This is a genomic window from Nonomuraea sp. 3N208, from assembly GCF_052245935.1.
Taxonomy (GTDB): Bacteria; Actinomycetota; Actinomycetes; order Streptosporangiales; family Streptosporangiaceae; genus Nonomuraea.
The window spans coordinates 1-23841 of sequence record NZ_JBQQBR010000012.1 but is presented as its reverse complement, the minus strand read 5'-3'; the positions used below and the strand labels follow the sequence as shown (position 1 = coordinate 23841).

The window sequence follows — 23841 nt, the reverse complement described above, 5'->3', positions numbered from 1 at the left end:
ATGCGACCGACGAAGGAGGGCGCATGAGTGGATCAACGCAGGTGACCATGGTGCCCGCGAGGCTTCTCACGTTCCGGTGGCGGTGGGTGGCCGCCGCCGCGTCGCTGGCGGCCGCCGTCTACGCGCCGTTCCAGCTCATCCCCTTCCACGTCTTCCAGCTCACGATGGTCCTGGTGTACGCGGTCGCGCTGCTCGGGCTGAACCTCCTCGTCGGCCACGCGGGCCAGATCTCGCTCGGCCACGGCGCGTTCTTCGCGGTGGGCGCGTACGCGGCCGCCATTCTCATGGAGCGCTGGAACCTCCCGTACCCTTTGACGCTGCCGATCGCGGCGGCCGTCGCCTTCGTGCTGGGCCTCGCGTTCGGCGTGCCGGCCATGCGGCTGCGCGGCCTGTACCTGGCACTCGTCACGCTCGCCATGGCGATCTTTCTGGTGCCCCTGCTCAAGCGGTTCGAGGAGGTCACCGGCGGCTCGATGGGGCTGACGCTGGCCAAGCCGGCGCCGCCGGCCTGGAGCGGCCTGGCCGAGGACCAGTGGTTGTACTTCCTCACCCTCGGCGCCGCCGTCGCCGCGTTCCTGCTGGCCGGCAGCCTGCTGCGGTCCCGGGTGGGCCGGGCACTGCACGCCGTCCGGGACAACGAGATCGCCGCCGAGGTCATGGGCGTGCGGCTGTCGTTCTACAAGACGCTCGCGTTCGCCTGGAGTGCGATGTTCGCCGGGGCGGCCGGCTGCCTCTACACGTGGGTGATCGGGTTCGTCTCGCCGGACTCCTTCACCGTCAACCTGTCCATCACCCTGCTGGCCGGCCTGGTGGTGGGTGGGCTCGGCGCGATGTCCGGGCCCGTGCTCGGCGCGCTGTTCGTGATGTTCGTGCCCAGCATCTCGCAGGAGATCAACGACGCCGCGCCCGGCGTGATCTTCGGCCTGCTGATCATCGCGGTGATGTACGTGGCGCCGACGGGCCTCGCCGGGCTGGCCGGCCGCTTGATCAGGAAAATTCCCCGGAAGGAGTAAGAGGGATGCGTGTATCAGCGATCGGCTGTACGGCACTGCTCGTGCTGGCCGTCGCCGCCTGCGGGGGACGGGACAGCGGCGGCACGGGCACCACGGCGTCGGGCCAGTGCCAGGGACAGCAGACGACCGGCATCACGGACAAGAGCATCAAGCTCGGCGGTATCTACCCGCTGTCCGGCCCCGCCTCGGCGTACGGTGACATCCCCAAGGGCATCAAGGCGTACTTCGACTACGTCAACGCTGAGAAGGGCGGCATCGGCGGGCGCAAGGTCGAGTTCGTCGTGCGCGACGACGGCTACCAGCCGCCGAAGGCCGTCGAGGAGGCCCGCAGGCTGGTCGAGCAGGAGCAGGTGTTCGCGCTGTTCCAGACTCTCGGCACGCCCTCGACCACCGCGACCTGGGACTACACCAACCAGCGCAAGGTGCCGCAGGTCTTCGTCGCCACCGGCGCCTCCAAGTGGGGCACCGACGCCGCGCACCCGTGGACCATCGGCTGGCAGCCCAACTACATCTCCGAGGCCCGCGTCTACGCCCAATACCTCAAGACCGAGAAGCCCCAGGCGAAGGTCGCCGTGCTCTACCAGAACGACGACTTCGGCAAGGACCTGTTCGGCGGCTTCAAACGGGCCATCGAGGGCACCCAGGTCCAGATCGTCGCCGAGCAGAGCTATGAGGTCTCGGACCCCAGCATCGACCCCCAGATGCGTAACCTCGCCGAGTCGAAGGCGGACGTCTTCCTCAACATCACCACGCCGAAGTTCGGCTCGCAGGCGCTGGCGGCCGACGCCAAGAACACCGCCTGGAACCCGCTGCACATCATCAACAACGTGTCCGCCTCGATCACCGTGCTCAAGCCCGTCGGGTTCGAGAACGTGCAGGGCATCGTGTCCAGCTCGTACTACAAGGACCCCAACGATCCGACCTGGCAGAGCGACGCGGAGATGACGCTGTACAAGCAGAAGATGCAGCAGTACGCGCCCGGCGCCGACCCGAACATCCCGTACCACACCTTCGGCTGGGCGGTCGCCAACAGCTTCCACAAGGCCATGGAAGCGGCCAAGTGCCCGACTCGCGAAGGTCTGCGGGACTCCGTACGCAATCTCCAGAGCGTTCCGATCGACATGCTGCTGCCAGGGGTGACGCTCAACACGGCCCAGGGTGACGGGTTCCCGATCGAGTCGATGCAGCTCATGACGTTCAAGGGCGAGCGGTGGGAGCTGTTCGGTGACGTGATCGACACGCGTAAGGAGTTCGGTCCGCTGACCGGGTGACGCTACGGGGCGGCGACGGCCTCGGCCGCGGCTTTGGCGTGGCGGGCAGCCGGTGACAACCACGCGAGCGCCACGGCCGTCGCCGCCGCGACGAACGCGGCGAGGACCGGGGCCACCGGGGCGAGCTCGTACAGGGCCGTGGACAGCAGCGGCCCTGCCACGAAGGTCGAGCCGATGACGGCGTTGAGCAGCCCGGACATCGAGCTCTGCCCCTCGGGCCCGACGAGCAGGCCGGGCGCCGCCGTGACCCCCGGCATGGCCAGTCCCAGCCCCACCCCGAGCAGCCCGAACGCCACGGTGATCAACCACAGGCTGTGTGCGACGGCGAGCAGCCCGAAGGCGGCGACGGCGATGGGCGCGCCGACGCGGATCAGCCGGAGCGCCCGCCACCCGAGCGCCGGCACCAGGACACCCTGCACGCCGACGATCACGATGCCCGCCACGGCCAGGGCCAGGCCCACGCCGGCGGCCGTGGCCTGGGGATCCACGTGCAGGCGGTCGGCGATCAGGAAACCCAGGATCACCTGCACGAGCCCGAGCGACAGGAAAACGCAGAAGCCGATCGCGAACAGCGGCCACAGCCGCGCGTCCCACAGCCGCAGCCGGGGACCTTCGATGCCTTGGGGAGCTCTGGCCGGCTCGTTGCGCACGGCCATCAGCACCCAAACCGCGAGCAGCAGGCAGATCACCGGGGACACGTAGAGGGGCAGCAGCAGCGACGCCACGGCCAGCGCGCCGCCGCCCGCGGGCCCGACCACCAGGGAGAGCCCCTGTGCCGCTCCGACCAGCCCGGTGACCTTGGTCCGATCGGCCTCCCCGGTCGTGACGAGCCCCGCCACGGTGAGGGCGGCGACCGGCAGCGCGGCGAGCCCGAGGCCGAACAGAAGACTACGAGTGGCGATCATCAAGGCGAACGTGACCGGCGGCGGCACCACCTCTTCCAGCCCGAGGGTGACCGCCACGGCGAACCCGATCAGGCCGGCGCCCGCGAGCCCGAGCCCGCTCAGCAGCACCGTACGCAGCCGCAGCCTGCGCATGGCCCGTCCCCACATCGGGCTGGCGACGGTCAAGGTGGCCGCGGAAATCGTGATCACCAGTCCGAGCTGCGTCTCCGTCAGCGCCAGCTCCCGCGCGAGCGGCGCCAGGACCGGAGTGAGGAGCTGCTGCGCGGAGAAGACGGCGAGGATGGTGACGAGCAGGGGAGCCATGGCCTTGCGCACGGTCGAGACCCTTTCGTCGTGGCTCAGTCGTGGCGGGTGCCCTGAAATCCACCCCCACAGCATCTTGTCAGGCGACTTCGCGATTCGGCCATCTATTGACGGAGTCAGCGAATTGCTTGATAAAGTCAACGGTATGACCTTCGGGCAGCCGTACGACTGGGTTTTCGCAGACGGCGAGTTCGTCCGCTCGGACGACGCGCGGCTGAGCGTCCTCGCCAACGTGGTCTCCTACGGGACCGGGACGTTCGAGGGCATCCGGGCGACGTGGAACGCCGGGCAAGGGCAGCTCTACCTACTGGAGGCGGAGGCGCACTACGCGCGGCTGGCGCGCTCGGCGCGGATCCTCGGCCTGGAGCTGCCGTACCGGCCCGAAGACCTGGTGGCCGTGAACATGGAGCTGTTACGCAGGAACGAGGTGCGGGCCAACGCCTACGTCCGGCCGCTGCTGCTCCTGGCCGGCGAGCAACTCGCGGTGCGGATGCACGACTCCGGGACACGGCTCTTGATCCCGGCGACCCCGATGCCCGGCGACTACATCAACCCGCGTGGCGTTCGCTGCATGGTGAGCACCTGGCGCCGCGGCACGGACGTCGCGGTGCCCAACCGTGCCAAGGTGATCGGGAGCTACGTCGGCCCCGCCCTGGCCAAGACCGAGGCGATCAGGCACGGGTTCGACGAGGCCCTGCTGCTGACCGGGGACGGCCACGTGGCCGAGGCGACCACCTCGAACATCCTCGTGCGCATCGGCGAGGAGTGGGCCACGCCGCCGGTCACCGACGACATCCTGGAGGGGATCACCCGCCGGCAGGTGATGGACCTGCTGGCCGAGGACTTCGGCAGCACCGTCACGCAGCGCCGGATCCACCGCTCGGAGCTGTACGCCTGCGACGAGGCGCTGCTGTGCGGCACGGCCGCGATCGTCGTCCCCGTCACCGAGGTGGACGGCCGCCCGATCGGCGAGGGCGTCGCCGGCGAGACCACGCTGGCCGTGCAGCGCACCCTGCGGGAGATCGCGTGCCGCGACAGCGACCGGCACCACGAATGGACGACACCCGTATACGACGAGGCCGCGTACGACGAGGCCGCACACGACGACGCCGCATACGACGAGGCCATGGAGGCACGATGAGCGAGCAGAAAACCCGCGAGACCACGACGGCCGGCGCACTGACCGAACTCGCCGACCTTCGCCCCCTGCGGATCTGGCAGGACGTCACCGCCCGCGTCCTGCAGAGCGAGCGGATCACGATGGCGGTGGTGGAGATTCCGCCGGACGGGCTGGTGCCCGCGCATCAGCACGGGAACGAGCAGGTGGGGCTCTGTCTCGCGGGCTCGCTGACCTTCACCGTGGGCGAGGAGACCCGCGACCTGGGCCCCGGCGGCATGTGGCGGATCCTCTCCAACGTGCCGCACGTGGTCAAGTCCGGACCGCGGGGCGCGGTCGTCGTCGAGGTCTTCTCTCCGGTCCGCAGCGACTGGGCCGGCCTGGAGGAGGCACCGGACGCCTCCTTGACGTGGCCGGCCACCACATGACGGCGCTGAGCCGGTGACCGCGACCTGACGGCGGCTCAGTCGTCGTGGCGCGCGATGGTCCCGGCCCTCACCAGCCAGTCGACGGCCTCCGCGATGGCCTCGAGCGGGGTGTACCGCGGCCGGTGCCCGAGCAGCCGCTCGGCCTTCTCCATGCTGCAGTGCGGGCTGTAGGAAATGTGGTCGAGCGTGATCTGCGCGTCGAGCTCGGACACCGTGGCCCGCCACTGCTCCCACGGCAGGTACGCCAGCCGCGCCTCCCGCCCGAACCACCCGGCCACCGCCTCGGCGTACCCGCGCAGCGTCAGCGCGCTCGTGGCCACGGAGTGGAAGCTCTCACCCACGGACACGGACGGGGTGTTCATGGCGTCCATGAACAGCCGCGCCACGTCATCGGCGTGCACGTGCTGCACGGTCTCCATGCCGAAGTTCGGCAGCGCGAGCTCTTCCCCGTCGGCCAGAGTCTGGAAGACAGCCGGATTGACGTTTCCGGCCGGATTGACCGGCACCCACCCGGGGCCGGTGATGTGTCCCGGATGAACGATCGTCACCGGGAACCCGTCCCGATGGGCCCGCTCCAGCAGATACGCCTCGATGGCGGCCTTCTGCTTCCCATACTCCCCGAGCGGCCGCTTCGGCCGGTCCTCGGTCGTCGGCACCTGCGCGCTCGGCCCGTGCGTCCAGATCGTCCCGCAGTGCAGGAACTGCCGCACCCGCCCGTGGAGCGCCTCGGCGATGTGCCGTGCGCTGTCCTCCTGGAAGCAGATGAGATCGATGACGACGTCACCTTCGAGCTCGACGATCCGCCGCCCGAACGTCCCGTCGGCGTCCTCCGCATCCCGGTCGGCCGTGACGGTGGTGACCCGCTGCCACGCCCCGTGAGGGCTGTAGGGGTCCCGCTTGCCTCTGCTCACCGCGACCACGTCATGACCTGCTTCGACGAGTCTTGGGACCAGATAAGTGCCGATATGACCGCTGGCGCCGATGACCACTACACGCATGGACGCAGCCTAACCTGCACTTGGGCCACCCGATACGCTGCTAAACGTCCGATTTTCGGAGGTTAGGTCAGCGTGTCGGGGGTTGTCGCGGCGTTCGCCGCACTGGTGTCCGTTGCCGTGCTCGGCTACGTCGTCGGCGCCGGCGGCTTACTGCGAGCCAGCGACGAGCTGGTCCTGTCCCGGCTGGCCTTCTTCGTCGCGACACCGGCGCTGATGTTCGCCACGGTCTCCCGCGCTGACCTCGGCACGCTCCTCTCACCGGTGCTGCTGACCGAGGTCGTGGCCGTGGTGTGCGTGCAATTGGCGTACGTGCTGGTGGCGAAGCTGCTCTGGCGCAGGGACCGCAGAGAAACCACGATCGGCGCCCTGGCCTCCTCCTACGTAAACGCCGGCAACCTCGGCGTCCCCATCTCCATCTACGTCCTGGGCGACGGCGCCCTGGTCGCGCCCATCCTCCTCTTCCAGCTGATCGTCATCACCCCGATCTCCTTCCTGATCCTCGACAAGGGCGCCCGATCGATCCGCTCGGCCCTCCTCCTCCCCTTCCGCAACCCCTTGACCGTGGCCTCCCTCTTGGGGCTGGCCTGCGCCCTGACCGGAGTCTCCCTCCCCGTCACGGTCATGCGCCCGATCGAGCTGCTCGGTGGCGCGGCCATCCCCGTCGCCCTGCTCGCCTACGGCCTCAGCCTGTACGGCTCCCAGCGCGCGCCCACCGAGAAAAGCGGCGGCCTCGGCTGGGACATCGGCCTCGTGGTCGCGCTGAAATCCGTCGTCCAGCCCGCGATCGCGTACCTGACCGCCCGCTTCGCCCTGGGCCTCGACGACAGCGCGTTGCTGGCCGCCACATTGTTCGCCGCACTGCCCACGGCACAGAACATCTATGTGTACGCGGTGAACTACGACACGGGCCGACGCCTGGCCCGCAGCGCCGTCCTCATCACCACGGTCCTGTCCATTCCGATCATGACGACGATCGGCGCGGTCCTAGGCTGAGCCGTTCGCCGGGGGATGGACTGCTTGTGCCCGCGCGGCCGCGACGATCCGCTCCAGCGCGGCCGCGTGCCGCTCGAACGCCTGCCGCCCTGCCGGGGTGAGCCGCACGAAGGTGCGCCGGGTCCTGCGTTCCTGCCCTTTGCGTACCTCGACGTACCCGGCACCGGCCAGCGCCGAGATCTGCTTGGACAGTGCCGAGTCGCTGGTCCCGATCGTGTCCCGCAGGAAGGCGAAGTCCACCCAGTCGGCCGGGGCCAGCAGCGCGACGAGCGACAACCGCGCCGGGACGTGGAGGAACTCATCGAACAACGGGTCCATCAGGCACGACCGATTTCCTGCCGGACGATCTCCCTGATGGCCCGGCGGATCAGGGGCACGGTGGCGACGTACATCACGGCCATTCCGGCGGCTGCGAACGTGCCCTGCGACAGCAACCCAGAGGCCGGCAGGTCGAACAACGCCCAGCCAATGATCCGGAAGAGGCCGAAAGCCACGATGAGCCCGACGAGCCATCCCGCGAAGACCAGCACATCCGGGGCGGCGGGTTTCCTGCGAACAGCGGTGCGGTGTGCCTGCACGATGCCCGCTACCACGAACACGATGACTCCGACCACGTTCGCAACAGTGCTCCAGGGGCGCTCGAGATCGACCGACCCAAAAGAGATGAAGAGGCCTATCGCCGATGCCACCACGTACGGGAGGGCGAATCCCTGGCGGATGTACTCGTCACGGGTTTTCTCCTGGAGACGGCGGATGTCGTCGAGTGAGGACTGGGCATCGTGCGGGTTCATGAGCCACTCCTGATCGTTAGTCGACTTTCCTATAAGGAAAGTAGCATCTATTTTCCTCACAGGAAAGTCGTCGTCGCCGGTTACGCTGGGCCGGGTCGCCGATCGCGCGGCCCGAAGGGGGGCTGGGGGCGTGAGCCGTTATTCACGTGTCGTGGTGAAGCTCAGCGGTGAGGCCCTGGCGGGGCCTTCGGGCTGGGGCGCGGACCCGGCGAGTCTCGCGCAGCTGGCTGATGAGCTGCTGTCTGTGCACGCGCTCGGAGTCGAGCTCGCCGTGGTGATCGGCGGCGGCAACTACTTCCGGGGCCGGATGGCCGACGGGTGGGGGATCGGCCGGGCCGAGGCCGACAACATCGGAATGCTCGGCACGGTGATGAACGCGCTGATGTTGCGCGGTGTTCTGACAGCACGCTGCGAGTCGGATGTCCGGGTGATGACGGCGGTGCCGATGCAGAGCGTGGCCGAGCCGTTCATCCGGCTACGCGCCGACCGGCACCTGCGGCGCGGCCTGATCGTGCTGCTGGCAGGCGGCATCGGACAGCCATACGTCACCACCGACTATCCCGCGGTCCAGCGGGCGCTGGAGTTGGAGGCCGACGCCCTGCTGGTCGCCAAGCGCGGCGTTGACGGCGTCTACGACCGCGACCCGAACCTCGATCCCGACGCCAAACGCTTCACCACCCTCACCTATCGGGAGGCGCTGGCCGCAGAGGTCAGGATCATGGACCAGAGCGCCTTCGTCCTCGCAAACGAGCAGGGACTCCTCATGCACGTCTTCGACGTCGCCCAGGTGGGAGCGATGAGCGCGATCTGCGAAGGCGAGGACATCGGCACCCGCATCACCCGCGATTGAGCACCTGATCGGGTGTGTCCAGCCAAACGCACTGCTCTTCGGGGGTCACCGTCATCCCGAACCGGTCCCGTCCGGGCTCGCCCCAGCCGAGCCACTGGAAATAGGCATCGCACACCTCTTCCCACAGGGGACGCTCGCCCATCTGGTAGACGGTGTGCTCTGGATTGCCACGCTCATGGACGGCCACCGCCCACTGGCCGGGATCGGCCGGATCCAGCACGTACGTCAGGAACCTGTTCTCTTCCCGGCTGATGTGCGCGTAGAGGCCGGTGACGGCCGCCATGGCGAGGTCCGCCCCGGGCGGCGCGAGCCCGATGGTGCGCGGATGCACCCGTGTGGGGTAGCGCCGGCCGCTCCCGTCATCGGGGGAATACGAAGCAGGTCGCTGGGAGCGCATCATCATGTAGGAGGCATGGCCTGGGAAACGACCGATCGCGGTGCCATCAGGCAGCGCCACCAGCCGGAGTGCATGATCGTCGCCGAAACCAGGGCAATAGGGCGCGACGATGACGCCTCCCGGCCGGCACTGCTCGACCCACGCGTAGGGAACGGTACGGATACCGCAGGTGACGTGGACACGATCGTACGGAGCCCCCTGGGGACACCCGTCCGCGCCATCGCCGACGACCACGTGCGCGTGCATGCCGACTGAGACGAGGTTCTTCGCGGCCTGCTCCGCCACGACCTCGTCTATCTCGATCGAGGTCACTCTGCCGTGCGGGCCGACCAGGTGAGCGATCAACGCGGCGGTCCAGCCTGTCCCAGTGCCCACCTCCAGCATTTGGTCGCCCGGCTCCGGGTTCAACAGCTGCAGCAGGTGCGCGACTGTGCTCGGTGCGGACGAGGAGGATGTATAGACGCCCACGCGGGCCCTGATATCGGTGTCGCCGTCGTCGAGTTGGGTGACGATGGGAGTCGGGGAGTAGACCGTTTCCCACCAGGTGTCAGGGTCGGAGTCGCGATCGATGACGAACGCGTGATCGGGATCGCTGGGCGCCGCCAGCGCCACATCCGGGATGAACCGGTGGCGCGGCACGGCGCGGACGGCCTCGGCGACGAAGCCCTGGATATCCTCGAAACCGCTGACGTACTCGACCAGGCGCTCGACACGCTGGACGATGACCTCATCCACTACTTCTTGCCGTCCTTGCCCTTGCTGTCCCCATGCTTGCCAGTCGACTCCTTGTAGCCATCGGGTGTGGCCTTGCTGGGATCGGGCTTGAACGGCTGGTCCTTGGGACTCTGCGGGTCTTTGTGTTTTCCCACGCCGACGTTCCTCCTTGAGGTTCTGGGCTTCAGGCCGCGCCTGGCAGTCTCCTTGCCGCAGACGACCGTTCTTGGCGACGCATTTCCTGCGCCAAGTGCTCGAAGAGCTCGGACAGGGTGGTGCCGCAGCGTACGTTGGAGAGTCCGCTTTGGCCGGGCACGAGAATGGTGCGAAAGGCGATGTAGCCGCCACCAGCACCTCCCATGATCTCCCAGCCTGGGAACTTCCTGGTCGTCATGCCCTGACCGTAGACACGGGCCCACTCAGAGCTCCAGAAGCTTGCGGATGTTTGCGGCTTCTCTCAATCCATGGTCCGCTTGGCGCTCTCGATCAGAGCCCGTGCCCGCCGTCCGAACACCGCCGCGTCGTACAGTCGCACGAAGGTCTCGGCATAGAGCGCGATTTCCGTTGGCTGAGTGATCGTGAGAAAGCCCGAGACCAGCTCGACGTTCGCTTGCTCGTCGTCGAACATGTAGAAATTTTCGACAGGCCACCGACCCGCACGTTCCACGTCGGGAGGGATGATCCCGAGAACGACCGAAGACAGCGACATCACCTCCAAGAGGTGGCCGAGCTGACCGGCCATCACCTCGGGCCCGCCGCGCCGGTAAGAAAGCGCGGCCGCTTCGATAACGAACACGAAGCGGTGCCCCGGCTCGTACAGGATGTGCTGGCGTGCCATGCGCTCGGTGACGGCTTCGGCCACGTCATCCACGGGGACGCGACGTCCGTCACGGATGGCAGACAGGGTCACCGTGGTGTACTCCTCCGTCTGGAGAAGCCCGGGAATCACGTCTTGGCAGTACGAGCGATACAGCCGCGTGCGCTTGTAGAGCTCCCTGACCGCCACATTCAGATGCGCCAGGCCGGTCTTCTCGGCGCGACGCCAATCCAGCCAGGTCAGCTCTACGGCTCGCAGTTCGGCGACCAACTCGGGTATCAGCCTTGGGACGCCGCACACCTGCGCCCAAATCGCTATGTCACTCTCCGACGGCTGCTTCTTGCCGTGCTCGATGCGAGAGGTTTTCGCCTCATGCCATCCTGCCGCGGTCGACAGTGCTCGCGAGGTGAGATGGGCGTCGAGCCGTAGTTCGCGCAGCCTACTCGCAAGCGCTTGCCGGGCCGCCTGGGCGCTTGAGCTGGAGTGCGGTGTGGAAGCCATGGAACGGGATGCGAGTGCTAAACCGTGTACTCCTTGTGATCCGTGGCTCGATCCCACGCGGCCGCAAAGGCAGTAGCGCATTGCCTCACGACGATCGGAGACTCGTTCTCATCGTTGGCGACCCATGCCCCGTCGCCGGCGAAGTAGCAAAACTGGACAAGCCGGTCGTCGAAGATCCATACATCGTTTCCGGGTAGCAGCAGATCCGAGGCCAGACGTCGGGGGAGCCAGCGAATCTCCTCGCCAGCGGCCAGATTCACTCCAGGCGTCACCGCATGCTCGAAGGAGATGTAGGTGCTGACCGGCTCAGAGATGACACGGACGCGGCGCATGCTCACCCCACGATCCACGGCGGCCTTGGCGGTGGCGGTCCAGTCCGCATACGACAGGACTGCGCCGTCCGGGTCACCTGCTTCCCAGGCGAGGTAGCCCGGATCGCTGGTCATGTACTGGTCGCGCGTCTCCAGTTTGAAGGCTGTGCGCTCACACTTCGCCAGAAGTTCGCTGAAGTCTGCCAAGACATGCCTCCATGATGATCTGGATCATGCGCTCGGGAAGCCGCACGACCGACTCGGTGTCCAGGATCGGGCTGCTCGCCGCGACCCAAGCGAGGATCTCGGGATCCGTCACGGTTTCGCCCTGGAAGTAGAAGTCTCCCGTGACAGAGTCTCGGAACACCGCTGGGCAGTTGTTGCCCGGATTGTTCGGATCCTTGCCGTAGAACGCTAGCGCCATCCCAGCCTCCCGGATCGTTGGCTTGCGAGTCCTTGCACCGGCAAGTCTGAACACCCCGAGGGAGGCCGTCAAGGAAAGTCATGCATTGGGTGATGTGAAGTAAGCGCAAAGTAACCGCAGGCGCGCGCTCGTACTCTGCTCCATTCAGGACAGCAGGAGGTGGATGCGGGGATGAGCCGCTCAGAGACGCCAGGTGATCTCTTCGTCGGGCTGGTAGCGGCAGGTGGAGCCGGTGGAGACGGAGGCGCGCAGGTGGGCGGCCAGCTTGGGGTGGGTGTGATCAAGTTTGCGGAACACGTCGCGGATTCTGGCCGTGACGGTCTTGCGGGCCCGCTCCGCCTCGTCGCCCAGGCGGCGCGTACGCCCGCCAAGTCCCGCCGCCGCCCGCAGCTCCTCCAGCAGCGCGGCCCGCTCCCTGTCGAACTCGGCCGCCCGCCCGTCGTCGCCCCGCTCCACGGCCCGGTCGATCTCCTCGTCCAGCTGGGTGAGGCGGCGGCGGTAACGGGTCTTGGCTTCCTCGTCCAGTACGTCGTCACCGCCCATCCGGCGGGCGGCCACGACGAGCTCGCCGCCTTCCGGTTCCAGCAGGCGTACGGCGGGCACGTCCTCGCCCGGGCGGCTGAGGAGGGTGTGCAGGTCGCGTAGGCCCTTCGCGTCCGGCATGTGTGCGGCTCGGCCCGCGAAGATCAGCGACCAGACTGCTCCATCCCGTCGGAATTCTCCGCTCGGCGCGTGCTGGGCCGGGTTTCTCTGCCGGACCGGCAGGGGTGTCCAGGCGTTTCCGAGCAAGCCCGGCGCGTTGTCCTGGCTGGGGACATGCGGGCCGTCCCATTGCAGGGAGGGTGGCTGGGTTTGCCGCGCCGGGCGTACGGACCCCAGCACGTGCGGCATACCAAGCTCGGCCGCGTCCCGGCGGACGCCGTCCAGTAGGGTTTGCGCCGCTTCCGCGTCGCCGGGAGACGCGCGGGTGAGCAGCGTCTCGGCCAGGTGCGCTCGGGTCAGGACCGACCACGGCAAGGACTGCATGCGGTCGGCCGAGTGGTAAGCGGCGGTGAGGTTGTCGACGGCCGCGTCCCAGCGTCCCTCCGCCGCGTCCACCATGCCGAGCCACAGGTCGTAAGGTCCGCTGATGTCCCAGCCCCACAGTGCCACCGTCCATTGTCCGCGGTGCGGGGACAGGGCGGCTCGGGCCGTGGCGCACAGTTCTGGGTCCTGGGTGGCTGCCGCCACCTCCGCCTGCAGGCGCAGCCACAGCGGTTGGGACATGCGGTCGCGGGGCTCGCCCTCGGCCAGGCGGTGCAGGCTGGTCTCGACGTCGCCGCTCTGCAGCGCCGTTAGTGCTTCAAGTAGACCGGGGCACGGGTGGCCGCTGCCTCTCAGCTTCTCCAGCAGCTCCTCCTGCTCCTCGAGCCTGCCCTGCAGCCATGCCATGGCCCAGCGGTGGTGCTGCAGCATGAAGACCATGTGGTCGTGACGGTCACCTAGGTGGATTTCCGACAGGAGCGACTCGGCCTCGGCGAAGCGGCCGGTGAAGGCCGCGATGATGCTCGCGTCGATCGCCGCGGTCATGACGAAGTGCGGTTGCTCGGTACGGCGGCCCTTGGCGGCGTAGTCGTGGAAGTGGTCGAGGTAGCGGGGGTCGCCCTGCTCGATCATGGCCACCCAGCGCAGCGCCCTGGCGAAGTGCTCCAGCTCCGGGTCCGAGGTGCGTCGGGCGAGAGTGATCAGCTCGGCGGTCAGCGCCACGCGTTCGGCGGCCGTGCCCGGGCCCCAGATGATGTCGTGGTGCGCCCACAGGCTGAACGCCAGCGCGTCGTCGTCGCCTCCCTGCCTGGCCAGCTGGGCGAGGCGGATGACCAGATCGAGCGCGAGCCGGTCGTCCGGCGCCGGGCCGCCGATCAGTCTGGCGTGGGCCTGTCTCAGCTGGTCGAGGGCCTTGTCGCGGCCGTAGTGGGAGCGGAGGGTCAGGGCGACGCGGGCGGACAGCTCGGCGTCGTCGTCGAGGTCGCCGGCGATGGCAGCGGCCTGCTCGAAGAGGCGCTGTGCCTCGTCGCCTTCGCCCGTGTGGTGCAGCTCCTTGCCCAGCTCGAGTGCGACGATCGCGTGGGTGCGAGGATCGGCGGCGCTCAGCTCGTATGCCCGTCGCAGGTGGCCCAGCTGCTCCTCGCCCGCCATCCGTCCCCGCGCGTCCCGGGCCGCGGCGAGCAGCAGGCCCGTTGCCCGGCCCGGGTCGATGCGGTCGCCGGCGAGGTATGCGTGCCTGGCCAGGTCGCTCGGCAGGATCCTGCTCGCCAGGCCGGACGAGAGCGCGAGGCCGGGTGCGCGGTCGAGGGCGGTGACGACGGCGGCGTGCAGGTCGCGTGGGTCGGCCAATGAGTCGTAGAGGGTCTCCCGGACCAGGTCGTGCGCGAAGGCGAACTCGCCGCCGCCCTTGGTCACCACAAGCTTGGCCACCACGGCGAGCTCCAGCAGCCGGTCCACGTGTGCGACCGGGGCCGCGATGGTCGCGGCCAGCACCTGCCTGTGGAACTCGCGCCCCAGCACGGCCGCGGCCGGCAGCAGCTCGGCGACCGGTCGCGGCAGCAGGGACAGTCGGCGCAGCAACGCATCGCGGATGCCGGGTGCGACGGCGGTGGCCGAGCCGCCGCTGCGCCACAACCTGGCGGTCTGCTCGACGAAGAACGGGTTGCCGCCCGTGCGGCGATGGACCTCGGCGACCAGGTCGGGCGGCGGCTGCCGGCCGGCGGTGCGGGCCATGAGCGCCGCCACCCCCGCCTCGTCGAGGCCGGTGAGCGTGATGGTGGTGGCCTTGGCGACGAGCGGCGACAGCAGGTCGCGCAGCGGGTGGTCGACCGGCTCCACCTCGGCGTCGCGGTAGGTGCCGATCAGCAGCAGCCGCTCGAACCACGTCTGCTGGGCCGCGAACTCCAGCAGCTTCAGCGAGGCGGGGTCGGCCACGTGCAGGTCGTCGATGACGATGACGACCGGGCGGCGCTGCGCGAGCGCGACCAGGGCGGAGGTGACGGCGTCGTAGAGCCTGAAGGTGTCGGGGACCTCATCCCCGCCCGGAGCGACCGTGAGGAAGGGGGACTTCCCGTGGCCCTGCTGAGCCTGGTCGCCATCCGGCGTCGGGGTCTCGCCGAGGAGGGCGGTCAGGCTGGCGCCCGCCGCCGCCTCCGCCGCGGCCCACTCCTCGGGCTCGGCGCCGCGGCGCAGGGCCCGGATGACCTGGGTCCACGGCCAGTAGCCCGGCGCGCTGCCGGAGTCCCAGCACGCGCCACCCACCACCAGCGCGCCCTGCCGCCTGGCCTCGCGCGCCGCGCTGGTGACCAACGTGGTCTTGCCGATGCCCGCCTCGCCGGTGACCAGCACCAGGCCGCCGTGGCTACCGATCAGCCGGGTGATCTCGGCACGCAGCAACGCGGCCGGGTGGTCCCTGCCGATGAGCTCGTGCGTGGCGGCGTCGATAGGCATGACGGTTGCTCACGCTACCCGCCGCCACCGACAAATCCACTACCAGGCGACCTCCAGGGACGACAGGCCGTACACGATGCTGGACGAGCGGAACTGCGGCGTGTTCTCCGTCGGGCGCAACCCGGGGAAACGCTGGAACAGCGCGGGGAAGGCGATCTTCATCTCCATGCGGGCGAGCGGGGCTCCCAGGCAGTGGTGGACGCCGTGACCGAAGGCGACGTGGCCGGGCATGCCGCGTACTAGGTCGAACTTGTCCGCGTCGGCCAGGAGCCCGGGGTCGCGGTTGGCGGCGGACAGAGCGCAGATCACCAGGTCCCCAGCCGCGATCTTCTTCCCGCCGAGTTCGACATCGGTCGTGGCGACCTTGGTGGTGCCCGAGTTCACGATGCTGAGCCAGCGCAGTAGCTCCTCCACTGCGCCGTCGATCCGCTCGGGCTCCTTCTTCAGCAGCTCCAGCTGCTCGGGGTGGCGCAGCAGGGCCAGCGTGCCCAGGGAGAGCATGTTGGAGGTGGTCTCGTGCCCGGCGAACAACAGCAGGCTCCCGATGCCGATGAGCTCGTCGGTCGTCAGGTCGTCGCCGTGCTCGCGGACCAGCATGCCGAGCAGGTCCTCGCCCGGGTCCGCCTGGATGCGCCGGACCAGGTCCTCCATGTACGCGCGCGCCTGGAACTGCAGGCCCACCCGCTCCTCGGCGGGCACGGTCATGTCGAGCATCCTGCTGGAGCGGTTCTGGAAGCCCTCGCGCTCCTCGTACGGGACACCGAGCAGCTCGCAGATCACCAGCGACGGGATAGGCAGCGCGAACGACGACACCAGGTCGGCCGGAGACCCGGCGGCCTCCATCGCGTCCAGATGGTCGTCGATGATGCGCTTGATCCGCGGCTCCAGGCGGCGCATGCGCCGGATCGTGAACTCGGGGGTCAGCATGCGCCGCAGCCGCGTGTGCTCGGGCGGGTCCACGCCGATCAGGTTGCCCGCGTTGATCTTGGCGAGCTGCTCCTTGGTCAGCTCCGGCGCTCCGGGCAGCCGGGCGATGGTCTGTGGTGCGATCTTGAACCGCTCGGCATCGCCCAGGACCTCGCGTACGTCCGCGTACCGGGTCACGAGCCAGGCCTCCGCCCCGCCGCCGTACACGCTGGGGACGCGCTTGACCCCCTCTTCGTCACGCGCCGCCGCCAGCTCCGGAGCGGGGTCGAACTCCACCCGCCGCATGTGCAGCGGCATCACCGAGGACTCGGTCATTGGGTAACCTCTTGATGATCGTCGTTGGTGGCGTAAACGGTAACAACCCCGGAGGGTCCGTACTAGTGTGATCGTCGATCAGATGTGAGGCAGGATCACGTCTTCCGCCACACCGACACGTGGCTCCGGCTCTCGCCCGTGAAGGGCTCGCGTTTCCAACCGGCCCAGCGCTCGTGCAACGTCATCCCGGCCAGCCGCGCCATGAGATCCAGCTCAGCCGGCCACACGTAGCGGTGCGGCGTCGAGCGGGTCTCGAGCTGCCCGTCCACCACCCAGTAATGGTGGGAGTACGCGATCTGCGTCGCGACGTCGTATTCCTCGAAGCCAAGGTGCCCGGGGGTCACCATGAAGGGGTGGACGGTCTGGCCGGGTGGAAGCCGGCGAAGCTCGGGGACGTACACCTCGATGACGAAGCAGCCGCCCGGCTCCAGCTGCGCCGCCACCGTACGGAAGCACTCGACCTGCTCGTCCTGCGTCGTCAGGTTCGTGATCGTGTTACGCACCAGGTACGCGACCTTGAAGGGCCCGCTCACCCGGGTGGTCGCGAAGTCGCCGATCGTCACGCCGATGTGCTCGGCGCCGGGCGCGGCCCTCAGTTGCGCGACCATGGCCGGCGACAGCTCGATCCCGTGCACGGGGACACCACGCCGGCTGAGCGGCAGGGCGATGCGGCCGGTGCCGATGCCGAGTTCGAGAGCGGCGCCCGATCCCGCCAGATCGGCGAGGACGTCCACCACCGGGTCGACCACCGCCGGGTCGAACAGCTCCGGCCACTTGGCCTCGTACGTCTCCGCTGTCCGTTCGTCGAAGTTGTTCTCTGGCATGAACCACATATGCCCGGTCCGACAGGACCGGGCACAGAGGCGGCTCACTTCCTGTTGTACAACCGCATGGTCAGCGTGCCGAACACGGCGATCAGCACCGCCGCGGACACCAGCACCCACGTGATCTCCCCGGCGTCCGGCGTGCCGGCCATCAGCGACCGTACGGCGCTCACCAGGTGAGTAATCGGGCTCGCGTTCACGAAGACCTGCAGCCAGCCCGGCATGGTGGACGGATCGACATAGACGTTGCTCAGGAAGGTCAGCGGCATCAGCACCAGCATGCTGACCCCCATCACCGACTTCTCGCTGCGCATCAGCAGCCCGAACATGGTCCACAACCAGGAGAACGCGAACGAGAAGGCGAGCAGGAGCAGGATCCCGCCCACCGCGCCGGTGAACCCGCCCGGCGGGCGGAAGCCCAGCACCAGCCCGACCGCCAGTATGACGATCGAGGCGATCGTGTACCGCAGCAGGTCGCCCAGCAGGTAGCCGACCATGGTGGACGGGCGCCAGATCGGGAGGGTGCGGAAGCGGTCGAAGACTCCCTTCTCGATGTCCTTGTTCACCTCCAGGCCGGTGTACATGGTGATCATCACGACGCTCGTCACCATGATGCCCGGCAGCAGGAACTGCAGGTACTTGGTCGGCGACCCGGCCAGCGCGCCGCCGAACAGGTACGTGAACATCAGCGTCATCATCAGGGGGAAAGCCGTTACGTCGAAGAGCTGCTCGGGCACGTGCTTGATCTTCAACATCGCCCGCCAGCCGAACGTGACCGACGCCGACAAGGCGCTCGGCCGCGGCGGCCGGGCCCCCGGCGCCAGGACTGTGCCGAGGACGTCGGCCGCGGGCGCGTACGTGGTTCCGCTCTCGGTGGTTGTGCTCATGCTGCCGCCTCCTCGGTGGCGCGGTGGTCGGTGAGGGCCAGGAACACCTCGTCCAGGCTGGGCTGGCCGAGGGAGAAGTCGTCGACGACGATGCTGGCCTCGGCCAGCCGGTGGAGGGCACGCGAGGCCTGCTCCGCCTCGTTGCCGCTCCCCGTGACGCGTGCGGTCAGAGCGACCGGGTCGGACTCCAGGTAGACGGGCGCGCCCAGGGTCTCGGCCAGCACCCGCTCGGCGTCGGGGCGGGTGGCCGGGTCACGCAGCCGTACATGGACCGAGCCCGCGCCGACGGACGACTTCAGCTCACCCGGAGTGCCCTCGGCGATGACCTTGCCGTGGTCGATGACCGCGATGCGGCTCGCGAGCCGGTCGGCCTCCTCCAGGTACTGCGTGGTCAACAGCACCGTGGTGCCGTGCGCCACGACGATGCGGACGATGTCCCAGACGTTGTTGCGGCTACGCGGGTCGAGCCCGGTGGTCGGCTCGTCGAGGAAGAGCAGGTCGGGCGTGTTGAGGATGCTGGCCGCGATGTCGATGCGCCGCCGCATGCCGCCCGAGTACGTCTTGACCTGCCGCCCTCCGGCCTCCGCCAGCCCGAACGCCTCCAGCAGCTGCGCCGCCCGCTCCCTGGCGGCCGGCTTGCGGTGGCCGAGCAGGCGGGCGAGCAGGATCAGGTTCTCCTCGCCGGTCATCTCCTCGTCCACGGAGGCGTACTGGCCGGTCAGGCTCACCCGGCTCCGTACGGCGTCCGCCTCGCGTACCAGGTCGTGCCCGAACACGCTGGCCTGTCCCGCGTCCGGTTTCAGCAGCGTGGCCAGGACGCGTACCGCGGTCGTCTTGCCCGCGCCGTTGGGGCCGAGCACGCCGTAGACGGCGCCGGCCGGCACCTTGAGATCGAGCCCGTCGACGGCCCGGGTGTCGCCGAAGGTCTTGACCAGTCCTGAGGTTTCTATCGCCAGCATGATCTTCCTTTCATGAGACATACGGCTGGGCGCGGCGGGCCTCCCGCAGGGCGCGGCCCCACCACGTGAGCTGGTCGAGCATGGCCGCGATGGCGCGCAGCCGGTCGTCGGTGTCGCGGGGCCGCCCGCACCCCTCGAAGCCCTCGCCGAGCAGGTCCAGCCCCACCCAGTCGCGCATGGTGACGGCGTGCAGGGCGCAGAAGACCGTACGGAGCTGCTCGACCGCGTAGAGTCCGGCCGATCCTGAGCCGTAGGCCACGAACCCGACCGGCTTGGCCTGCCACTCGTCGTAGGCGAAGTCGATGGCCTGCTTGAGCGAGGCGGGGAAGCTGCGGTTGTACTCGGGCGTGACCACGACGAACGCCTCCGCGCCGCCGACCGCCGCGGTGAAGCCGCACATGGCGGGGGTGGCCGCGGCCGGGTAGCAGCCGGGAAAGGTGTACGCGGCCAGGTCGAGCAGCTCGACCGCGAGGTCGTCGCGGCAGCGGGCGCGCTCGGTGAACCAGTGACCGACCGCGTCGCCGACGCGCCCGACTCGGGTGCTGCCGATGATCACCGCTACCCGCAATGGGCTCATGGTCCGCCCCTCCCTCCTGCGCCGTCACCCCCTAGGCGCTAGAAAGGCCGCTAGATCAGATCTAGCGGCCTGGGGGCACAACCAAAAAAGACCCCGCCGAGACCAGCAGGGGAGAGGGATCCAATGGGCTGGTCTCGGCGGGGTGGCTTGGGAAGGGTACGGTCACCGCCCGTCGTGGTGGCGGTCGTCGCGCGGCTTCTTGGCATCGACCACGGTGAACGAAGCGGTGGCCACCTTGTTGCCGACCTTGACCGTCACGGTCTTCTCGCCCGGCCTGGCCTTGGCCGGCGCGGTCAGCGTGAGAGTGGCGCGGCCGCCGGACAGCGCCACGCGGTACGTCTTGCCCTCAGGGCTCGTCACCGTGGCCCTGCCCGAGGAAGCGCCCTTGGCCACGATCGTCACCTCGTAGGTGCTGCCGGCCCGCACGCGGCCGGGCTCGACGGAGACCTTGACCGCAACCCGGCGCTTGGCGTCGGTGTCCTTGCCCCATGCCAGGTCCACGTTCCCGGGCTGCGCCGGATTCAGGGTTCCGATCGCGATCGTCGCCGCGGGCTGCGGCTTGGGCGTCTCCGCGAGGGCGGCGCCCGAGAGCGGCAGGGCGAGCAGGGCGGCACTGACGAGGGTCACGGTGAAAGGCTTGGCGAAGCGCACGAGTCAACAATCCAATCCGGGATGGACCTGGCCGAACATCTGCGTTCAGCTCCCGAAGGGCCATCTCCATGCCGAACACTCTGCTGCGCGAATCTAAGAGCGACCTGTTACGACCTTATGAATTGCATGAGCGCAGACAGGCGCCCTGACCAGCACTCAGTGATCTGCAGCACATAACGGCGATTCAGGCGATTCATAAGTCCGCATCATCAAACCCTCATGCACGGCTGCCATCGTCACGACCATGCACACGACCAGTACGATCAACATCCTCGTCGTGGACGGCGAGCCCCCGCTGACGGAACTGTTGTCCATGGTCATGCGCCAGGAATCCTGGGACGTCCGCAGCGCCCACAACGGCGGCGAGGCCATCCGCGCGGCCCGCGGGTTCCGCCCCGACGCCATCGTCCTGGACGTCATGCTGCCCGACATGGATGGGATCGAGCTCCTGCCCAGGCTGCGCGCGGTGCTGCCGGGCGTGCCGATCCTGTTCCTGGCCGCGAGGGACTCGGCCAAGGACCGGCTGATCGGCCTGCGTGCGGGTGCCGACGACTACGTCGCCAAGCCGTTCAGCCTGGAAGAGATCGTCAGCAGGCTGCGCGGCCTGCTGCGTCGTTCGGGCGCGGCGCGGGCTCGGCCGGACGCCGGGCTCGTGGTCGGCGACCTCACCCTCGACCAGGACACCCGTGAGGTACGGCGGGCCGGCCAGCCGATCAAGCTCACGCCCACCGAGTTCGAGCTGCTCAGATTCCTCATGCACCACGCGGGTCGGGTGCTCAGCAAACCCCAGATCCTCGACCGGGTGTGGGCCTACGACTTCGGCGGCCAGAGCAACGTCGTCGAGCTGTACATCTCCTACCTGCGCCGCAAGATCGACGCCCAGCGCCCGCCGATGATCCACACGGTGCGCGGCGCGGGCTACACGCTCAGACCGGCGGAATGACATCGAGGAGACGACCCCGGGGGAGGACACTGTCGCCGGACGCTGAATCCGGCCTCACGCGGGAGCCGTGCTCGAGCGGAGCACGAGAGCCGTGGGCAACTCGGTACGCGCCGCGGGCGTGCCGGACAGCAGCGCGGTCAGGGCGGCGGAGCCCAGCTCGGGCCAGGGTTGGCGGACTGTCGTCAGCGCCGGCGACACGTGTTCGGCCGCCCAGGAGTCGTCGTAGCCGAGCACGCTCACGTCGTCAGGCACGTGCAGGCCATGCTCGCCGAGCGCCTGGTAGACCCCGATGGCCATCGAGTCTGAGCAGGCGAAGACGGCGGTCGGCGGCTCGGGCAGCGTGGCGAGCAGTTCCCGGGTGGCCTGCAGGGCGCTCTCGGTCTGGAAATATCCGCACACCTCCCACCGTGGGTCCACCCGCAGCCCGGCCGCGGCCATGGCCTCGCGGTAGCCGGCCAGCCGCTCGGCCGCGCACGGCACCCCCGGGCGCCCGGTGACGATGGCGATGCGTTCGTGCCCGAGGTTGATGAGGTGCTCGGTGGCTGCCCTGGCACCGGCCCGGTTGGCCGAGACGACGACCGGCACCCCGGGCGGGGGCTTGCGCCGGGGATCCACGATCACCGCCGGGATTCCGTGGTCGGCCAGCCATGTCCGCTGCGTGGCGGTCGGCGACGTGCGGACCAGCAGCACGCCCGCGCTGTCGCGGGCACTGATCCGGTCCAGCCAGGCGGGCGGCGGCTGGCCGTTCTTGGTGCGGTCGACCACCGCGGAGACCACCAGGTCCATGCCCAGCCGCCAGGCCGCGTCCTCGACGCCGCCGAGGATCGCCAGCGCGTACACCGAGTCCAGGCCCTGCAGCATGACGTCGACCAGGCTGCCGCGCGCCGGCTTGACCCGCTGCCTGGGGTAGCCGCGCCGCTCCAGCACCTCGGCGATCAGGCGGCGGGTGTGCGGGGAGACGTCGGATCTGCCGTTGAGTGCTTTGGAAACGGTTGCGACGGACACGCCGGCCTCGCGGGCGATCACCGCGAGCTTGGGCAACCGCTGGGGCTGGTCTTCGGCGGTCATGCCCCCCACCTTCTCCGCATGCCGGGTAAAAGGCCAGGCCATGGCACCGAAAATTTCGAGATTTCGGCATTTGCCCTGATGGTGGGGCCCGGCGCGTTCCCGTCCCATTGACGTTGCGGTCGTGCTACCGCAACGTTTCCTGCAACCGATTGCACCCCCTGCCCCTCAAAGGAGTCGTGCACGTTGGCGCCACCACGCCGAGCGGGACCTTGGACACCATATTTGCTGATCGCGCCGTCGTTGATCGCGATGCTCGGGTTCCTCGTCTACCCGATGGGCAGCGTGCTCTACTACAGCCTCCAGCACTACAACGTGACCAAACCCTGGGACAACGGCTTCGCCGGGCTGGAGAACTTCCGCACGCTGCTGTTCGAGGACCCGATCTTCTGGCAGAGCCTCGGCTTCAGCGTCAAGTGGGTGGTCGTCGAGGTCGTGCTGCAGTTGTTGCTCGGGCTCGCGCTCGCGCTGATCGTCAACGAGAGCTTCGTCGGCCGGGCGTTGTCACGGGCGCTGGTCTTCTCCCCGTGGGCGGTCTCTGGAGTGCTGACCACCGCGATCTGGGTGCTGCTGTACAACCCGTTCACCGGGATGTCGCGCTATCTGGCGGACATGGGGTTGATGGACTACGGTGCGGCGCCGCTGGCGAACCCGGACACCGTGTTCTGGGCGGCCGTGCTGGCCGAGCTGTGGCGCGGGGTGCCGTTCTTCGCGATCCTGCTCCTGGCCGACCTGCAGTCGGTGTCGAAGGACCTGTACGAGGCCGCCGCCGTGGACGGCGCGAGCCGGATGCGCAGATTCCTGCACATCACGCTGCCGCACCTGAGGGACGCGATCATCCTGTCCACGCTGCTGCGCTCGGTGTGGGAGTTCAACAACGTCGACCTGCTCTACACGCTGACCGGCGGCGGTCCCGCACACCAGACCACCACGCTGCCGCTGTACGTCGCGCAGCAGGCAGCCCAGTCCCACAACTTCGGCTACGCCACCGCACTGACCACGGTCGCGTTCCTGATCCTGACCTTCTTCTCCATCGCCTACCTGCGGCTGAGCAAGTTCGGAGCCAAGTCATGAGGGGGGCGCGCCGCTGGCAGATCTACGTACCGCTGGGCCTGTACCTGCTGTTCACGCTGGTGCCCTTCTACTGGATGCTGGTCTTCGCGTTCCGGCCGCGGGGATCCACGTCGATCGTGCCGTGGCCGATCACGTTCGAGCACTTCGACACGGTCTGGAATGGGATGGGCTTCGCCATCTTCTTCCAGAACAGCCTGCTCGTCGGCCTCGCCTCCCTGGTCGCCACCACGGTCGTCGCCCTGGCCGGCGGCTACGCGCTGGCCCGGTACCAGTTCAGGGGCAAGGGCGCGTTCATGGTGGGGATGCTGTGCA

General features: G+C 68.8%; 26 protein-coding genes and 1 pseudogene. 9 read left to right on the top strand and 18 right to left on the bottom strand.

Features of this window, described 5'->3' with window-relative positions:
* Window positions 1-23: 23 nt before the first annotated feature.
* Complete coding sequence (locus ACTWPT_RS19395; RefSeq protein WP_443178820.1) at window positions 24-1013, top strand: branched-chain amino acid ABC transporter permease; 990 nt, start codon at window positions 24-26, stop codon at window positions 1011-1013.
* Between the two features lie 5 nt (window positions 1014-1018).
* Complete coding sequence (locus ACTWPT_RS19390; protein ID WP_443178819.1) at window positions 1019-2284, top strand: ABC transporter substrate-binding protein; 1266 nt, start codon at window positions 1019-1021, stop codon at window positions 2282-2284.
* Between the two features lie 2 nt (window positions 2285-2286).
* Here ACTWPT_RS19390 and ACTWPT_RS19385 read toward each other — a convergent pair whose 3' ends face one another.
* Window positions 2287-3504: an MFS transporter gene (locus ACTWPT_RS19385; protein WP_443178818.1), complete on the bottom strand. Its 1218-nt coding sequence runs from the start codon at window positions 3502-3504 to the stop codon at window positions 2287-2289.
* A 133-nt stretch (window positions 3505-3637) separates the two neighbouring features.
* On the opposite strand from ACTWPT_RS19385, the gene ACTWPT_RS19380 reads away from it, so the two are divergent.
* Window positions 3638-4633, top strand: a complete 996-nt coding sequence (locus ACTWPT_RS19380; RefSeq protein WP_443178817.1) for a branched-chain amino acid transaminase — start codon at window positions 3638-3640, stop codon at window positions 4631-4633.
* A complete protein-coding gene (locus ACTWPT_RS19375) occupies window positions 4630-5037 on the top strand; it encodes a cupin domain-containing protein (RefSeq protein WP_443178816.1) in 408 nt (135 codons plus the stop codon). The genes ACTWPT_RS19380 and ACTWPT_RS19375 overlap by 4 nt, the downstream gene beginning before the upstream one ends.
* Before the next feature lie 35 nt (window positions 5038-5072).
* Here ACTWPT_RS19375 and ACTWPT_RS19370 read toward each other — a convergent pair whose 3' ends face one another.
* A complete protein-coding gene (locus tag ACTWPT_RS19370) occupies window positions 5073-6035 on the bottom strand; it encodes an NAD-dependent epimerase/dehydratase family protein (protein WP_443178815.1) in 963 nt (320 codons plus the stop codon).
* Between the two features lie 72 nt (window positions 6036-6107).
* On the opposite strand from ACTWPT_RS19370, the gene ACTWPT_RS19365 reads away from it, so the two are divergent.
* On the top strand, window positions 6108-7028 hold the full coding sequence (locus ACTWPT_RS19365; protein WP_443178814.1) for an AEC family transporter: 921 nt from the start codon (window positions 6108-6110) through the stop codon (window positions 7026-7028).
* On the opposite strand, the gene ACTWPT_RS19360 is transcribed toward ACTWPT_RS19365, so the two are convergent.
* Window positions 7020-7346 carry a winged helix-turn-helix domain-containing protein gene (locus ACTWPT_RS19360; protein WP_443178813.1) on the bottom strand — a complete coding sequence of 109 codons (327 nt, stop codon included), beginning with the start codon at window positions 7344-7346 and terminating at the stop codon, window positions 7020-7022. The genes ACTWPT_RS19365 and ACTWPT_RS19360 overlap by 9 nt on opposite strands.
* Complete coding sequence (locus ACTWPT_RS19355; RefSeq protein WP_443178812.1) at window positions 7346-7819, bottom strand: hypothetical protein; 474 nt, start codon at window positions 7817-7819, stop codon at window positions 7346-7348. The genes ACTWPT_RS19360 and ACTWPT_RS19355 overlap by 1 nt, the downstream gene beginning before the upstream one ends.
* A gap of 130 nt (window positions 7820-7949) precedes the next feature.
* On the opposite strand from ACTWPT_RS19355, the gene pyrH reads away from it, so the two are divergent.
* A complete protein-coding gene (gene pyrH / locus ACTWPT_RS19350; RefSeq protein ID WP_443178811.1) occupies window positions 7950-8669 on the top strand; it encodes a UMP kinase in 720 nt (239 codons plus the stop codon).
* Here the strand turns inward: pyrH and ACTWPT_RS19345 are convergent.
* The 13 genes from ACTWPT_RS19345 to ACTWPT_RS19285 form a co-directional block, all read right to left on the bottom strand.
* Entirely contained in the window at window positions 8656-9801 is a 1146-nt protein-coding gene (locus ACTWPT_RS19345) for a methyltransferase domain-containing protein (protein WP_443178810.1), read from the bottom strand. The genes pyrH and ACTWPT_RS19345 overlap by 14 nt on opposite strands.
* Complete coding sequence (locus ACTWPT_RS19340) at window positions 9801-9935, bottom strand: hypothetical protein (RefSeq protein ID WP_443178809.1); 135 nt, start codon at window positions 9933-9935, stop codon at window positions 9801-9803. The genes ACTWPT_RS19345 and ACTWPT_RS19340 overlap by 1 nt, the downstream gene beginning before the upstream one ends.
* Before the next feature lie 29 nt (window positions 9936-9964).
* Window positions 9965-10174: a hypothetical protein gene (locus ACTWPT_RS19335; protein ID WP_443178808.1), complete on the bottom strand. Its 210-nt coding sequence runs from the start codon at window positions 10172-10174 to the stop codon at window positions 9965-9967.
* A 63-nt stretch (window positions 10175-10237) separates the two neighbouring features.
* On the bottom strand, window positions 10238-11098 hold the full coding sequence (locus tag ACTWPT_RS19330) for a helix-turn-helix domain-containing protein (RefSeq protein ID WP_443178807.1): 861 nt from the start codon (window positions 11096-11098) through the stop codon (window positions 10238-10240).
* 17 nt (window positions 11099-11115) lie between these two features.
* Window positions 11116-11616 carry a DUF6879 family protein gene (locus ACTWPT_RS19325; RefSeq protein ID WP_443178806.1) on the bottom strand — a complete coding sequence of 167 codons (501 nt, stop codon included), beginning with the start codon at window positions 11614-11616 and terminating at the stop codon, window positions 11116-11118.
* On the bottom strand, window positions 11582-11833 hold the full coding sequence (locus ACTWPT_RS19320) for a hypothetical protein (protein ID WP_443178805.1): 252 nt from the start codon (window positions 11831-11833) through the stop codon (window positions 11582-11584). The genes ACTWPT_RS19325 and ACTWPT_RS19320 overlap by 35 nt, the downstream gene beginning before the upstream one ends.
* A gap of 180 nt (window positions 11834-12013) precedes the next feature.
* A complete protein-coding gene (locus ACTWPT_RS19315) occupies window positions 12014-15307 on the bottom strand; it encodes an ATP-binding protein (RefSeq protein ID WP_443178804.1) in 3294 nt (1097 codons plus the stop codon).
* Between the two features lie 39 nt (window positions 15308-15346).
* Window positions 15347-16549 (bottom strand): cytochrome P450, encoded by a 1203-nt coding sequence (locus tag ACTWPT_RS19310; RefSeq protein ID WP_443178803.1) that lies wholly within the window; start codon window positions 16547-16549, stop codon window positions 15347-15349.
* A 95-nt stretch (window positions 16550-16644) separates the two neighbouring features.
* Window positions 16645-17373 carry a class I SAM-dependent methyltransferase gene (locus ACTWPT_RS19305; RefSeq protein WP_443178802.1) on the bottom strand — a complete coding sequence of 243 codons (729 nt, stop codon included), beginning with the start codon at window positions 17371-17373 and terminating at the stop codon, window positions 16645-16647.
* 44 nt (window positions 17374-17417) lie between these two features.
* Window positions 17418-18260, bottom strand: coding sequence for an ABC transporter permease (locus ACTWPT_RS19300; RefSeq protein WP_443178801.1), 843 nt, complete (start codon window positions 18258-18260; stop codon window positions 17418-17420).
* Window positions 18257-19219: an ATP-binding cassette domain-containing protein gene (locus ACTWPT_RS19295; protein ID WP_443178800.1), complete on the bottom strand. Its 963-nt coding sequence runs from the start codon at window positions 19217-19219 to the stop codon at window positions 18257-18259. Before ACTWPT_RS19295 ends, ACTWPT_RS19300 begins: the two co-directional genes overlap by 4 nt.
* Window positions 19220-19229: 10 nt before the next feature.
* The gene (locus tag ACTWPT_RS19290) at window positions 19230-19796 is read right to left on the bottom strand and encodes an NADPH-dependent FMN reductase (RefSeq protein ID WP_443178799.1); all 567 of its coding nucleotides are present in this window, start codon (window positions 19794-19796) and stop codon (window positions 19230-19232) included.
* Window positions 19797-19958: 162 nt separating this feature from the next.
* Complete coding sequence (locus ACTWPT_RS19285) at window positions 19959-20423, bottom strand: hypothetical protein (protein ID WP_443178798.1); 465 nt, start codon at window positions 20421-20423, stop codon at window positions 19959-19961.
* 268 nt (window positions 20424-20691) lie between these two features.
* On the opposite strand from ACTWPT_RS19285, the gene ACTWPT_RS19280 reads away from it, so the two are divergent.
* Window positions 20692-21390: a response regulator transcription factor gene (locus tag ACTWPT_RS19280; protein WP_443178797.1), complete on the top strand. Its 699-nt coding sequence runs from the start codon at window positions 20692-20694 to the stop codon at window positions 21388-21390.
* 54 nt (window positions 21391-21444) lie between these two features.
* Here the strand turns inward: ACTWPT_RS19280 and ACTWPT_RS19275 are convergent, their stop codons facing one another.
* Window positions 21445-22458, bottom strand: coding sequence for a LacI family DNA-binding transcriptional regulator (locus ACTWPT_RS19275; RefSeq protein ID WP_443178796.1), 1014 nt, complete (start codon window positions 22456-22458; stop codon window positions 21445-21447).
* 222 nt (window positions 22459-22680) lie between these two features.
* Between ACTWPT_RS19275 and ACTWPT_RS19270 the strand changes: the two genes are divergently transcribed.
* Window positions 22681-23529 carry a carbohydrate ABC transporter permease gene (locus ACTWPT_RS19270; protein ID WP_443178795.1) on the top strand — a complete coding sequence of 283 codons (849 nt, stop codon included), beginning with the start codon at window positions 22681-22683 and terminating at the stop codon, window positions 23527-23529.
* A pseudogene (locus tag ACTWPT_RS19265) lies at window positions 23526-23841 on the top strand (carbohydrate ABC transporter permease); the annotation flags it as partial. The gene ACTWPT_RS19270 and the pseudogene ACTWPT_RS19265, both read left to right, overlap by 4 nt.

What these genes read in the sequence shown, in the direction of transcription:
- ACTWPT_RS19395 (WP_443178820.1), top strand. Translation starts at nt 24, where the DNA reads ATGAGTGGATCAACGCAGGTGACCATGGTGCCCGCGAGGCTTCTCACG.
- ACTWPT_RS19390 (WP_443178819.1), top strand. Translation starts at nt 1,019, where the DNA reads ATGCGTGTATCAGCGATCGGCTGTACGGCACTGCTCGTGCTGGCCGTC.
- ACTWPT_RS19380 (WP_443178817.1), top strand. Translation starts at nt 3,638, where the DNA reads ATGACCTTCGGGCAGCCGTACGACTGGGTTTTCGCAGACGGCGAGTTC.
- ACTWPT_RS19375 (WP_443178816.1), top strand. Translation starts at nt 4,630, where the DNA reads ATGAGCGAGCAGAAAACCCGCGAGACCACGACGGCCGGCGCACTGACC.
- ACTWPT_RS19370 (WP_443178815.1), bottom strand. Translation starts at nt 6,035, where the DNA reads ATGCGTGTAGTGGTCATCGGCGCCAGCGGTCATATCGGCACTTATCTG.
- ACTWPT_RS19360 (WP_443178813.1), bottom strand. Translation starts at nt 7,346, where the DNA reads ATGGACCCGTTGTTCGATGAGTTCCTCCACGTCCCGGCGCGGTTGTCG.
- ACTWPT_RS19355 (WP_443178812.1), bottom strand. Translation starts at nt 7,819, where the DNA reads ATGAACCCGCACGATGCCCAGTCCTCACTCGACGACATCCGCCGTCTC.
- ACTWPT_RS19335 (WP_443178808.1), bottom strand. Translation starts at nt 10,174, where the DNA reads ATGACGACCAGGAAGTTCCCAGGCTGGGAGATCATGGGAGGTGCTGGT.
- ACTWPT_RS19330 (WP_443178807.1), bottom strand. Translation starts at nt 11,098, where the DNA reads ATGGCTTCCACACCGCACTCCAGCTCAAGCGCCCAGGCGGCCCGGCAA.
- ACTWPT_RS19320 (WP_443178805.1), bottom strand. Translation starts at nt 11,833, where the DNA reads ATGGCGCTAGCGTTCTACGGCAAGGATCCGAACAATCCGGGCAACAAC.
- ACTWPT_RS19315 (WP_443178804.1), bottom strand. Translation starts at nt 15,307, where the DNA reads ATGCCTATCGACGCCGCCACGCACGAGCTCATCGGCAGGGACCACCCG.
- ACTWPT_RS19310 (WP_443178803.1), bottom strand. Translation starts at nt 16,549, where the DNA reads ATGACCGAGTCCTCGGTGATGCCGCTGCACATGCGGCGGGTGGAGTTC.
- ACTWPT_RS19305 (WP_443178802.1), bottom strand. Translation starts at nt 17,373, where the DNA reads ATGCCAGAGAACAACTTCGACGAACGGACAGCGGAGACGTACGAGGCC.
- ACTWPT_RS19300 (WP_443178801.1), bottom strand. Translation starts at nt 18,260, where the DNA reads ATGAGCACAACCACCGAGAGCGGAACCACGTACGCGCCCGCGGCCGAC.
- ACTWPT_RS19295 (WP_443178800.1), bottom strand. Translation starts at nt 19,219, where the DNA reads ATGCTGGCGATAGAAACCTCAGGACTGGTCAAGACCTTCGGCGACACC.
- ACTWPT_RS19290 (WP_443178799.1), bottom strand. Translation starts at nt 19,796, where the DNA reads ATGAGCCCATTGCGGGTAGCGGTGATCATCGGCAGCACCCGAGTCGGG.
- ACTWPT_RS19280 (WP_443178797.1), top strand. Translation starts at nt 20,692, where the DNA reads ATGCACACGACCAGTACGATCAACATCCTCGTCGTGGACGGCGAGCCC.
- ACTWPT_RS19275 (WP_443178796.1), bottom strand. Translation starts at nt 22,458, where the DNA reads ATGACCGCCGAAGACCAGCCCCAGCGGTTGCCCAAGCTCGCGGTGATC.